Genomic DNA, 12,474 nt, shown 5'->3' with positions numbered 1-12,474 from the left:
CTGCTAGGTCTGCTTGACAGTGATCGGTGGGTCCGTGCTACAACCTACCTAGCACCGCTTAGCTGTCTAGCAGGGTCCGGTGTCCTCCGTCCCCTCCACCTCCCACCTGGAGTCCTCATGGCCCGTATCACCATCCGCCCCGACCTGTCCGGCACGACCCACATGGTGGCCGTGCCGCCGGTGCCGAAGTTCGCCGACGCCGCTACCGGGCAGGTCGCCACCGACCGCGAGACCGGCGTGAACCTCTACACGGTCCAGCTCCTGGAGACGTTCGAGGCGACCGCTCAGCTGATCAAGGTGACCGTGCCGGAGACCGGTCTCGACGCAGGTCTCGTGCCCGGTGCGATCGTGCGCCCGGTCGGCCTGACCGCCACCCCGTGGGCGAATCTCTTCAACGGTCAGGTTCAGTCCGGTGTCGCCTACCGCGCTGCGGCCCTGGTCCCGGCCGTCCCGGCCGCTGCGGCCTCCGCGCCGAAGGCCAAGGCGTCCACCGCTGAGCCCGTCGCCGCGTCGTGACCGCCCGCCCCGCCCGTGTCGTCGGGCCCGTGGACTCCTCGTCTGCGGGCCCGGCCCCGGCGGTCTATCCGCTGCCCGCGCCGGACGACGACTCCCGCTTCTCCCTCGGCCTGGTCCTGGACCTCGCGGCCGTCCTCGCCGAACACGGCTACCCGCCGATCACCTCCGGCGCGGACCTCCTGAACCTACAGCAAGCCCTCTTCGGCTTCCTCTACACCCTGGACGTGACCTGATGAACCTCTCCACCCCGGTCCCCGACTCGGGGCCGCTGACCTTCTGGCCGTGGCTGCCATACGCCGCCGGTGCGCTCGCCCTGGCCCTGTTCGCCTGGCTGCTCGTCATCTGCGGCCGGTACCTGATGGCCGACAAGGGCACCCGCGTCAGCATCCGGCAGGCATGGCGCATCCGCCGGACCTGGCCGCGCCTGGCCCGCAACCTCGGCCTGGTCACCCTCGACCGCACCCCCACCTTCCTCCAGGCCCTGGCCGCTTCGGCGGACAAGAACGGCGGTAAGCCCGAACCCAAGGTGCTCACCCCGAAGCTGTCCACCACCGTGGACCAGTACGGCGTCATGGTCACCGTGAAGACCGTGGCCAAGGTCGGCTTGGCCGAGTTCCAGAAGCACGCCGACCACTTGGCCGACGCCTGGGCCTGCACCCGCGTGTCCATCAACCCCGGCAAGCCCGGAAACCTACGCATCCGCGCCGTCCGGGACGAACCCCTCCTCATCCCCTACACCTTCACCCCCGACGGCACGCCACCGGCCGACCTCTCGGTGTGGGACCTGGGCATCGACGAGTACGCCCTCGCCACCGTGCTGCGCATGTCCAACGTGCCCGGCCTGTGCGTCGCGGGCCTGCCCGGCTACGGCAAGACCAGTCTGATCAACAAGCTGATCGCCACCCTCGCCCCGTCCGAGGCGGTGCAGTTCGCCGTGGCCGACGGCAAGGTGTCCGAAGCCCACGAAGGTGACTACGCGGACGTGGTTGACCGGCTGTTCGCGTTCGTCGGTGACGACCTGGAGGCCGCGAACAAGCTGTTCACCCGCCTCGTCGACCTCCGGCGCGCGCGATCCTCATGGGTCCGCCGTGCCCTGGGAGGGCCGAACATGTGGGCCGCTCACAAGTGGGGCACCGGCCCGATCAAGGCGTGGCCGCTGGTCGTCCTGGTCATCGACGAGGCCCACACCTACTTCCGCGACTACAAGGGCTCCGACACCGCCACCAAGCGTCTCGCGGCGCTCACCGCCGACAACGCCCGTCTCGTCGAGGACCTGGTGAAGAAGGGCCGCTCGGTCGGCATGGTCGTCATCGTCGCCACGCAGAAGCCGACCGGCGACGCCATCCCCACCTTCATCCGCGACGTGTGCCCGGTGTCGCTCTCCTTCGCCCAGAAGACCAGCGAATCCGCAGTGGCCGCGCTCGGTGAGGACATCCGCAACTGGCCCGACGCCAACCCGGTCACCATGCAGGACCCCGGATTCGTCGGCGTCGCCACCATGGCCCGCCAGGGACACGAAGGCTTCACCCGCATCCGCATCCCCGAGGTGCTGCCGACCGACGTTGCCCGCATCGCCGCCGACACCGCCCACCTGACGGCCGACCCCATGGAACTCCTTGAATCGCTCCTCGGCCCGAACATGTGGAAGGACTCCAGCCTCCTCAAAGGCAACGACCTCACCCCGACCGCCTGACCCCACCATGCCTCCAAGCCACACGCCAGAAAGGAGAATCGGCGATGACCGCCACCACCGCACACGGGCCCGGCCCGGCTGACACCAGCGCCTTCACCCGGCACACCATCACCGCCGTGATGGCGGTTATCGCAGCCCTCGCCTTCGTCTTCTCCTTCGGCAACATCTGGGCCCTCGCCCTGCGCCTCGGCATCCCTCGCCCGATCGCCCCGCTGATCGGCCCGATGGTCGACCTCTCCGTTGTCGGCCTCCTCGTCGCCCTGTACCACCTCACCCTCAAGGGCACTGACCCCGCACACCTCGCACCCGCCCGCCGGCTGATGCACCTGTGCGGCGCGCTCACCCTCGCCCTCAACATCGCCGAACCCATCGTCGCCGACCACTGGGGCCGCGCCGCCCTCGACGCCGTCGCCCCCACCCTCCTCCTCGGCTGGGGCGCCGTCGGCCCCGCACTCCTCTCCCACCTCCACACCCCGCCCGCCCCCGCCGAAATCGGCCTCCTCTCTGTCAACACCAATCTGATGACCGGCATCACCGACAACCCCGAGGACACCGCCCCTGACACCTCCGCCCCCGAGCGAACCCACACCCCTGCCCGCCCAGCCACTGCGCCGACAGCCTCGGCCCAGGTGCCCGCCCCGATCCCCCCGCACGATCCGTCCTCCGTGCCTGTGGCCACCGATCCAGTGCCGCCGGCCCCGGTCGCCGCTCCCACCCTCGCCCCGCACCTTCGAACCTCCGCGCCGACCGCCCCGCCCGCCCGGCCCGCCACGTCCTCGGCCCCGCTGACCGAGGTGCCCGCAGCGCTCCTGGCCGCTGCGCGCCGTCTCGCCGACGACCACCAGACCGCCACCGGCGACCCGATCACAGCGGCCCAGCTCCGCGCCCGCCTCGGCGTCCCCGCCCATCTCGCCGACGCCGCTCACGCCCACCTCGCGGCCGTCCCCGCCTGATCCCCGCCCCGCCCGCCTCGCGCCGACCGCGAGCACACCCCGCCCGGTCGGCGCGACGGCACCCCCATGCCTCACCCGCTGCTCAACTGCCGGGAAGGACAGACCAGATGACCGACCTCGACCCCCGGAAGATCCCCTCTCTGTACGTCCGGGACCTCATCAACCTCGCCCAGCGCGACGACTTCGACCGCATCGAAGCCACCGTCGAACGCCTGGCAGGCTGCACCCGCCCCATCCAACTCGTGGGCCACACCACCACGTTCTCAACCACCGGCGAGGCCGTACGGCACTACACCACCGCCACCGAACCCCTCGGCCGTCTCCTGATCGCTTGCGGAAACCGCCGCGCAACCCGCTGCCCGGCCTGCTCGCGCACCTACGCCGCCGACACCTACCAGCTCATCCGCGCGGGCCTCGCTGGTGGCAAGGGCACCCCCGACGAGGTGCGCACCCACCCCCGCGTCTTCGTCACCCTCACCGCCCCCTCGTTCGGCCCGGTCCACAACCGGCCCACCACCCGCACCGGCAAGCCCTTCCCCTGCCGCTGCGGCACCGTTCACCCCGCCGGACACCCCGCCCTCGGCACACCGCTCGACCCCACCACCTACGACTATGCCGGGGCCGTCCTTTTCAACGCCCACGCCGGGGCCCTGTGGGCACGCTTTACCACCTACCTACGTCGCGCCGTCGCCCATGCCGCCGGCCTGACCGCCGCCGAGCTGCGAGAGCAGTGCCGCATCTCCTTCGCCAAGGTCGCCGAGTTCCAAAAACGCGGTCTGGTCCACTTCCACGCCATCGTGCGCCTCGACGGCCCCGAAGGCTCCACCACCACCCCGCCCGACTGGGCCACCGTCGACCTCCTCACCGGCGCCGTACGCGACGCTGCCCCCAAGGTCTCCATCACCGTGGCTGGCAACTCCATCGGAGAGCGCGAACTGCGCTGGGGGCAGCAGCTCGACGTACGCGAGATCACCCGCCCAGACGCCACCGCCGACGCCTCCACCCCACTCACCGATGCCGCCGTGGCCGGCTACGTCGCCAAGTACGCCACCAAGAGCGCCGAAGGAACCGGCACCATCGACCGGCCCCTGTACTGCGGCGCCTGCTCGGGACGCGGACGCATCCCCGCGCCCAATGGACGCTCCGATGAGTGCACCTCGTGCGAGGGAACCGGCCTGGCCGAGTCCATCGCGGACCTCAACGTGGCCCAGCACGTACGGCAGATGATCCGCACCTGCTGGGACCTCGGCCACTGGGTTTCCGACTTCGCCGACCTCAAGCTCACCAAGTGGGCTCACATGCTCGGCTTCCGCGGCCACTTCTCCACCAAGTCCCGCCGCTACTCCACCACTCTCGGCGCACTTCGCGGTGCCCGCCGCGCCTGGCAGACCGAACGGGCCCGCCTCCGTCACGGACACCCACCCGTCGACCCGGAGACCACCCTCGTCATCTCCGACTGGCGATTCCTCGCCACCGGCTACAGCCCTGGCGAAGAAGTCCTCGCCGAGACCGTCCGCCACAACCGCGCAGCCCTACAACGACTCAAGCGAGAAGGGGACTTGCAGTGACCACGATGACTGACCGCCGCTCGGCGTCCCGGCTCTGCGACGACGAGGCCGTGGAGCGCTGGATCGAGAAGCACCTGGCCACGGCCCCGCGCTTCTCCGACGATCAGCTCCGAGAGATGGGCCTCATCCTCGGGGTGCAGCTGACCCGGCGGACTTCCACACGGGGATGAGCTGGTTCACGTCGAACGGCTTGTTCCCCTGACCGCTCGGCAGGGCGATGACTGCGTGCAGCGCCTTCTTGATCAGCTCCCGTTTCTGCGCGAGCGTCTTCGTCTCCCATTCCTTCTCGACGTCGGCCGTCGCCTCCTCGGCGGCGGCCTTCGCCGCGAGGTTCCTGGCCTCGTCGGCGCGGAGTTCCTTGATGGCCTTCTCGATCGGCGGCAGATTACGGAAGAACTGCTCGTCGTCGATCTCCCCGCCGTGCCAGCGCTGTTCGAGCGTGTTCCGACGGCGGAGCGCCGCCTCAAGCTCCTCTCCCCGCTCCCAGTCCGGCACGTCGGTGACCGCGGCGGCGGCATCGGCCTTCAGCTTCGCCAGCACCAGGCGGGTGACGTGCTTGTCCGTCTCGTCCCCGCGCTTCCACGTGCCGTTGCAGCCGCCGTCCACGGTCTTCTTGCAGAAGTACCCGTGCTTGTACTTCACCCACTGGTTGGCCTTCTCGCCCTTCAGCGGTGCGTTGCACTTCGTGCCGTCCTTCAAGGTCGCGCCGCACCGCAGGATGCCGGTCAACAGGTACTTGTGGACGAGCCCGCCCGTAGGCTGGCCTCCGTTGCCGCGCCCCCGGATTGTGGCGACGAGGGCGAACCACGCCTTCGGCGTGATGATCGGCTCCCATTCGCCGACGATGGGCTGGTCGTCGCTGTCGCGGACCAGCTCGCCGTTGACCTCCCGGTAGCCGCAGAGACGGGCGTTCATGAGCACCTGCTTGACGCTCTGGTACTGGAACAGGTTGCCCCGGGCCGTGAGGTAGCCGGCCTCCTTCCACTGCCTGGTGATCTCCGAGATGGACGCCCCGGCGATGACGTCGTGCACGGCCTTGTGCACGGCGGCCGCCTCGACCGGCCGGAGCGTGATCTTGTCGTCCTCCCACCCGAACGGTCGCCACGCCGAGACGGACTGCCCTCGGATGGCCCGGCTGCGGTGGCTCGCCCGCGCGCGGCGCTGCTTCTTCCTGGTCTCGGCGAGCGACATGGCGACACCGAGCAGACCCTTGATCTCGAACCCTTCGGCGTACAGGTCCTGCAGGCCGTTGGAGTCCCAGTACACGCGGCCCTCGTGGGCGGTGAACGCCCGGAGATACCGCTCCCAGTCGCCCGGGCGCCGGTACAGCCGGTCGTCGTTCACCGCCATCACACCGTGTACCGGATAGCCCTCGGAGGTCCGCCCGGCCGCGAGGTCCGCGAGCATCTGCTCGAAGTCGTCACGGACGACCTCTTCCTTGCTCGCGCTCTTGTCGTTGTCCGTGTAGCGGTAGACGACCAGCCAACCGAACGCGCCGGCCTGGTCCGTGAGGTCGCGGTGCTGGTCCTCGATGCCGTGGGCGTCCTTGGCGCGACCGTCGAACGAGATGCGTGCGTAGCAGACGACGCACTTCATGCCGGGGTTGGCTTCGAGCATGGCCTGTACCTCGGCCACGGACGGGAGACCGGCCGGTGCTCCCCTGAGTTTGCTGATGATCTCTTCGCGCGCCGCCATGTGCTGGCCCCCTCGGTTGCACTGAGAACTTCAGTCCGCAGATTAGCCGGTGGCGCTTCTGTTCAAGCTCTGTTCGATGAAGATCAGTCAGAAGATCCGCGACGAACACGGCGACGGCTCCACCGCGGTCGCCTCCGGCTACGACGCCGAGGCGCTGGCCGGCATGGCCGAGAAGTCCGCGGAGTTCGCCGCCCAGGGCAACCGGGTCTACCTGCCGCTGGCGGACTGAGACCGGTACCGACCGCGCTGCTCCGGGAGGTGGAGGGGGCCTCCCGGGGCAGCGCTCCGCCGTATTGCGGAGAAGCACTGCTTCCCGGCGCCACCGCCTCCGGGGTGACTGCCCGGTCGTGGAGCCGACGTCACCCCGGACGCTGATCGACACCTGACCACGAGGTGACCCGAAGAAGTTCCCGGCCCGCGGCAACCCTTTGCGGAGCCTGTGACCACAAGGAAGCGGATCCGGACCGTTCCGGTCTCCCGATCCGCCTTCTCTCGTGCACGGTTCGCAAGGAGAACGTCCACCCATGAGCAACCCAACGAACGTCCGGCGCCGCGGGCGTCACCGCCGTCGTCTGAGCGCCACCGCCCTGGCGCTCGGTGTGCCCCTCGCCGGCGTCTCGTACTTCATGTTCACACCCGAGGACTCCCAGGCCGCGACGGTCGACGGCGGCGCCTACTACAGGCTGGTCTCGGTGCGCAGCGGCCAGGTGTTGGACGTCAACGGCTTCTCCACCGCGGACGGAACCCGGATCCAGCAGTGGACCGACCAGAACACCGCCAACCAGCAGTGGAGACTGAAGTCCACCGGGGACGGCTACTACGAGCTGGTGAACCGCAACAGTGGCAAGGTGCTGGGCATAGCGGGCGACTCGACCGGCCGGGCGGCTGCCGCCGAGCAGCAGACGGACAGGTCCTCGGCGTCCCAGCAGTGGCGGATCGACGACGTGAGCGGGTCCGACGCCGTCACCTTCACCTCCCGCAAGAGCGGTCAGGTCCTGGACGTCTCCGGAAGCTCCACGGACCGGGGCGCGCAGGTCATCCAGTGGCCCGGCTGGGGCGGCGCCAACCAGCAGTGGAAGCTGGTGAAGGTGGCGGAGAGCGGCGGCGCGCAGACCGGGTCCGGATCGTACGTGTGGCAGAACGCCCCGGTGGTGGGCGGAGGTTACGTCACCGGCCTGGTCTTCAACCAGAAGGAGAAGGGCCTGCTGTACGCGCGCACCGACATGGGTGGCGCGTACCGTTGGGACACCAGGGCCGAACAGTGGACACCGCTCACCGACTGGGTCGGTCAGAAGGACTGGAACCTGCTGGGCATCGAGTCGCTGGCCACCGATCCGGTCGACCCGGACCGGCTCTACCTCGCAGCCGGCACCTACACCAACGACTGGGCCGGCAACGGCGCGATCCTGCGCTCCACCGACCGCGGCCGCACCTTCCAGCGCACCGACCTGCCGTTCAAGCTGGGCGGCAACGAGGACGGCCGCGGGGCGGGCGAGCGCCTGGTGATCGATCCCGCGAACCACGAGACCCTGCTGCTGGGCACCCGCAAGAACGGCCTGTGGCGCAGCACCGACCACGGCCGGACCTGGAACCAGGTCTCCTCGTTCCCGGTCAAGGACGGCGGGAGCTTCGGCACCGGCATCTCCTTCGTGACCTACGGCCCGGCCGGCAGCAACACGATCTACGTCGGCGTCGCCGACAGGTCCACCAACCTGTACCGGTCCACCGACGGCGGCAACTCCTGGCATGCGGTCTCCGGGCAGCCCACCGGCCAGGTGCCGCAGCACGGCGTGCTCTCCGGTGACGGCTCGCTGTACCTGACGTACGGCAACGCCCCCGGGCCCAACGACGTGACGGCTGGTTCGGTGTGGAAGTACGACACCTCCGGCGGGGCGTGGAAGAACATCTCGCCGTCCAAGGGCGGCTACGGGTTCTCCGGTCTGGCCGTCGACCCGCAGAAGCCGTCCACGGTGATGGTCACCACGCTGGACCGCTGGTGGCCGCAGGACGAGCTCTACCGCAGCACCGACGGCGGTGCGACCTGGAAGACCCAGTCCGACAAGTCCGTGCGGGACGCCTCCGTCGCCCCGTACCTCGGCACCGGCATCGGGCACTGGATGACCGCCCTGAGCATCGACCCGTTCGACTCCGGGCACGTGATGTACGGCACCGGCAACGGCATCTGGGCCAGTAAGGACGCCAACGCGACCGACAACGGCGGCACCAGCCACTGGTTCGTCGGAGCCCGCGGGCTGGAGGAGACGGCGCTGTACGACGCGGTCTCCCCGCCCGGCGCCGCCGCCCTCATCACCTCGATGGGCGACCAGGGCGGCTTCGTGTACGACGACCTGACGAAGGAGCCCACCGGGCGCCTGACCAACCCGGAGATCTACAACAGCACCTCCGTCGACTTCGCCCAGTCCAACCCCTCGCTGGTGGTCCGGGTCGGCCGGGGCGGTGCGCAGGACGGCGCCCTCTCCACCGACGGCGGCCACACCTGGAACGGCTTCAAGGGCGAGCCGGTGTCCAGTGCGGACAGCGGCCACATCGCGATCGCGGCTGACGGCTCCAGCTTCGTCTGGACCGAGGCCGGCCAGGCCCCGTACCGCTCCACCGACCGGGGCGCGAGCTGGTCGAAGGTCAACGGTCTCGGCAGCGGGGCCGTGGTCGTCGCCGACCGGTCCTCGGCCAACACCTTCTACTCGCTGAACAACGGCACGCTCTACGCCAGCACCGACGGCGGCGCGAACTTCACCTCCCGCTCCGGCAACCTGCCGGGCGGGAAGCTCAGCGCCGTCCCCGGTGTCGCGGGTGACCTGTGGCTCGCCGGCGACGGCACGGGTCTGCTGCACTCCACCGACGGCGGCCGCAGCTTCACCAAGCTGTCCTCGGTCGAGTCCGCCTCCGCAGTCGGCTTCGGCAAGGCCGCACCGGGTACCTCGTACCAGGCGCTGTATTTGATCGGCACCGTCAAGGGCGCCGCCGGCGTCTTCCGCTCCACCGACCAGGGCGCGAGCTGGGTCCGGATCAACGACGACGCGCACCAGTGGGGCAACTTCGCCGGCCAGCGCATCGTCACCGGCGACCCCGACACCTACGGCCGGGTGTACATCGGCACCAACGGCCGCGGTCTCCAGTACGGCGACCCCTCCTGATCCGACCCCCTGAGCGGGGCCGCGGGCCGAACGGCCCGCGGCCCCGTTGTGGGCGCCCTCGCGATCCGCGGCGACTTCACCCCGACGGGACGAGGGCCGCGCCGGTCTCCGGCTCGACAGGAAAATTCCTCCCGATCACGGCAACCTTCGTGTGAGCAGCGACAACTGATTGGTGATCGGGCCGAACCGCGGCCCACTGCGCCAGAGGGACAAGCCGTTGCCAGATCAGAACCGCTCTCATCGCCGCCGTCCGGCGACCCGCCGCCTGATCGCCGCCGCCGTGGTGCTCGCCGCCGTGGGTGCTGCCATACCGCTGGTCGCCCAGGCCGCATTCACGTCGAGTGCCGGCACGCCGACCGTCCTCGGTGGGGCAGCGGCCGGTAGTGGCCGCTACTTCGGTACGGCGGTGGCCGCGGGCAGGCTCGGGGACTCGACGTACTCCACCGTTCTCGACCGGGAATTCACCATGGTCACCCCGGAGAACGAGATGAAGTGGGACGCCGTCGAGCCCTCCCGCGGGTCGTTCACCTTCGGCGCCGCCGACGCGATCGTCAACCACGCCTCCGCGCACGGCCAGCGGATGCGCGGCCACACCCTGGTCTGGCACTCCCAACTGCCGAACTGGGTCTCGTCCATCAAGGACGCCACCACCCTGCGCAGCGTGATGAACAACCACATCGCCCAGGAGATGACCCACTACAAGGACAGGATCTACGCCTGGGACGTGGTCAACGAGGCCTTCGCCGACGGCGGCAGCGGCCAGCACCGCAGTTCGGTGTTCCAGAACGTGCTGGGCAACGGCTTCATCGAGGAGGCCTTCCGCACCGCCCGGAGCGCCGACTCCTCGGCGAAGCTCTGCTACAACGACTACAACATCGAGAACTGGACCGACGCCAAGACCCAGGGCGTCTACCGCATGGTCAAGGACTTCAAGTCCCGCGGCGTGCCCATCGACTGCGTCGGATTCCAGAGCCACTTCGGCGCCGGCGGCCCCCCGGCCGGCTTCCGGACCACCCTGTCCAGCTTCGCCGCGCTCGGCGTGGACGTCCAGATCACCGAACTCGACATCGCCCAGGCGTCCCCGACCGCCTACACGAGCGCCGTCCAGGCCTGCCTCGACGTCGCCCGCTGCACCGGCATCACCCTCTGGGGCATCCGTGACAGCGACTCCTGGCGCGGTGGCGAGAACCCCCTGCTGTTCGACGGCAACGGCACCAAGAAGCCCGCGTACACCGCCGTCCTCACCACCCTCGGCGGCGCCGGCGGCAGCACGCCGAGCGACGGCATCACCTCCGGCACCGTTTACACGCTCTCCGCGACGGGCGCCGTCGGGCGCGTCCTCGACGAGCCCGCAGGGCAGAACGGCAACGGCACCCCGCTCCAGGTCTGGGACGCCGGCGGCGCCACCAACCAGCAGTGGAAGGCCACCAAGAACGGTGACGGCTCCTACACCTTCACCAACCTCGCCAGCGGCCGGGTCCTGGACGATCCGGCCGGCCAGGCCGCCAACGGCACCAGGATGCTGGTCTGGGACAACAACGGCGGAGCCAACCAGCACTGGAAGGCCACCAAGAACGGCGACGGCTCCTACACCCTCATCAACGCCGCCACCGGCAAGGCCCTGGAGACCCCCGGCAACCAGACCGCCAACGGCACCCCCGTCCAGATCTGGGACTCCTGGGGCGCCGCCAACCAGCACTGGACCCTCCGGCCGACCGGGTCGCCCACTCCGACGCCGACCCCGACAACTCCCGCGCCCGGCGGCACGTGCGCCCTGCCCTCGAGCTACCGGTGGTCCTCCACGGGGGCGCTGGCGCAGCCGGCGAACGGGTGGGCGTCGGTGAAGGACTTCACCGACGTGGTGTACAAGGGCAAGCACCTGGTCTACGGCTCGAACGTGTCGGGGTCGTCGTACGGCTCGATGATGTTCAGCCCGTTCACCAACTGGTCGGACATGGCGTCGGCGGGTCAGCGCGGGATGGGCCAGGCCGCGGTGGCGCCCACGCTGTTCTACTTCGCGCCGAAGAACATCTGGGTGCTTGCGTACCAGTGGGGCCAGTGGCCGTTCGTCTACCGGACGTCGAGCGACCCGACCAACCCGAACGGCTGGTCCGCGCCGCAGCCGCTGTTCACCGGCAGCATCCCGGGTTCCGGGACCGGCCCGATCGACCAGACCCTGATCGCCGACGACCAGAACATGTACCTGTTCTTCGCCGGTGACAACGGCAGCATCTACCGGGCGAGCATGCCGATCAAGAACTTCCCGGGCAGCTTCGGCTCCTCCTACACCACGGTCATGAGCGACACCGTGAAGAACCTGTTCGAGGCGCCGCAGGTGTACAAGGTCAAGGACCGGAGCCAGTACCTCATGATCGTCGAGGCGCGTGGCGTGAACGAGCAGCGCTACTTCCGCTCGTTCACGGCCACCAGTCTGAACGGCTCGTGGACCCCGCAGGCCGCCACCGAGAGCAATCCCTTCGCCGGCAAGGCCAACAGCGGTGCCACCTGGACCAACGACATCAGCCACGGCGACCTGGTCCGCACCAACCCCGACCAGACCATGACCATCGACCCGTGCAACCTGCAGTTCCTCTACCAGGGCAAGTCCCCCACGGCGAGCGGTCCCTACGACCAGCTGCCGTACCGGCCCGGCGTCCTCACCCTGCAGCGCTGACCCGCCCGATCAACACGGCCGAGAAGTCCGTGGAGTTCGCCGCCCAGGGCAACCGGGTCCACCTGCCGCCGGCGGACTGAGACCGGTACCGACCGCGCTGCTCCGGGAGGTGGAGGGGGGCCTCCCGGGGCAGCGCTCCGCCGTGCCCGCCCGACCCGACCTTCCGTGCCCGCCCGACCCGACCTTCCGTGCCCGTTCCGGTCGGGTGGGACGGGACGGG

At 69.9% G+C, this 12,474-nt stretch carries 9 protein-coding genes; 8 read left to right on the top strand and 1 reads right to left on the bottom strand.

What is annotated here, in order from left to right; all coding sequences use genetic code 11:
- The first annotated feature begins 117 nt into the window (after positions 1 to 117).
- From AB0O09_RS16485 to AB0O09_RS16465, 5 genes are all read left to right on the top strand, one after another.
- Positions 118 to 516 (top strand): hypothetical protein, encoded by a 399-nt coding sequence (locus AB0O09_RS16485; protein ID WP_363542377.1) that lies wholly within the window; start codon positions 118 to 120, stop codon positions 514 to 516.
- Between the two features lie 29 nt (positions 517 to 545).
- Positions 546 to 749, top strand: a complete 204-nt coding sequence (locus AB0O09_RS16480; protein WP_363542376.1) for a hypothetical protein — start codon at positions 546 to 548, stop codon at positions 747 to 749.
- Entirely contained in the window at positions 749 to 2,209 is a 1,461-nt protein-coding gene (locus tag AB0O09_RS16475) for a cell division protein FtsK (RefSeq protein ID WP_363542375.1), read from the top strand. Before AB0O09_RS16480 ends, AB0O09_RS16475 begins: the two co-directional genes overlap by 1 nt.
- A 44-nt stretch (positions 2,210 to 2,253) precedes the next feature.
- On the top strand, positions 2,254 to 3,162 hold the full coding sequence (locus AB0O09_RS16470; protein WP_363542374.1) for a DUF2637 domain-containing protein: 909 nt from the start codon (positions 2,254 to 2,256) through the stop codon (positions 3,160 to 3,162).
- A 107-nt stretch (positions 3,163 to 3,269) separates the two neighbouring features.
- Positions 3,270 to 4,730, top strand: a complete 1,461-nt coding sequence (locus AB0O09_RS16465) for a replication initiator (protein WP_363542373.1) — start codon at positions 3,270 to 3,272, stop codon at positions 4,728 to 4,730.
- A gap of 123 nt (positions 4,731 to 4,853) precedes the next feature.
- On the opposite strand, the gene AB0O09_RS16460 is transcribed toward AB0O09_RS16465, so the two are convergent.
- Positions 4,854 to 6,425 (bottom strand): recombinase family protein, encoded by a 1,572-nt coding sequence (locus AB0O09_RS16460; RefSeq protein WP_363542372.1) that lies wholly within the window; start codon positions 6,423 to 6,425, stop codon positions 4,854 to 4,856.
- Between the two features lie 76 nt (positions 6,426 to 6,501).
- Here AB0O09_RS16460 and AB0O09_RS16455 point away from each other — a divergent pair, with 76 nt between their 5' ends.
- The 3 genes from AB0O09_RS16455 to AB0O09_RS16445 all read left to right on the top strand — a co-directional run bounded on the left by AB0O09_RS16455 (position 6,502) and on the right by AB0O09_RS16445 (position 12,254).
- Positions 6,502 to 6,654, top strand: coding sequence for a thiamine biosynthesis protein ThiC (locus AB0O09_RS16455; RefSeq protein ID WP_363542470.1), 153 nt, complete (start codon positions 6,502 to 6,504; stop codon positions 6,652 to 6,654).
- Positions 6,655 to 6,949: 295 nt separating this feature from the next.
- Positions 6,950 to 9,580: an RICIN domain-containing protein gene (locus AB0O09_RS16450; RefSeq protein WP_363542371.1), complete on the top strand. Its 2,631-nt coding sequence runs from the start codon at positions 6,950 to 6,952 to the stop codon at positions 9,578 to 9,580.
- A gap of 265 nt (positions 9,581 to 9,845) precedes the next feature.
- Positions 9,846 to 12,254 carry a non-reducing end alpha-L-arabinofuranosidase family hydrolase gene (locus tag AB0O09_RS16445; RefSeq protein ID WP_363542461.1) on the top strand — a complete coding sequence of 803 codons (2,409 nt, stop codon included), beginning with the start codon at positions 9,846 to 9,848 and terminating at the stop codon, positions 12,252 to 12,254.
- Positions 12,255 to 12,474 lie beyond the last annotated feature (220 nt).

It is taken from the genome of Kitasatospora sp. NPDC093679 (genome assembly GCF_040683455.1).
Lineage (GTDB): Bacteria > Actinomycetota > Actinomycetes > Streptomycetales > Streptomycetaceae > Kitasatospora > Kitasatospora arboriphila.
The sequence above is the reverse complement of the archived record's forward strand: the minus strand, read 5'-3'. Positions and strand labels throughout refer to the sequence as shown.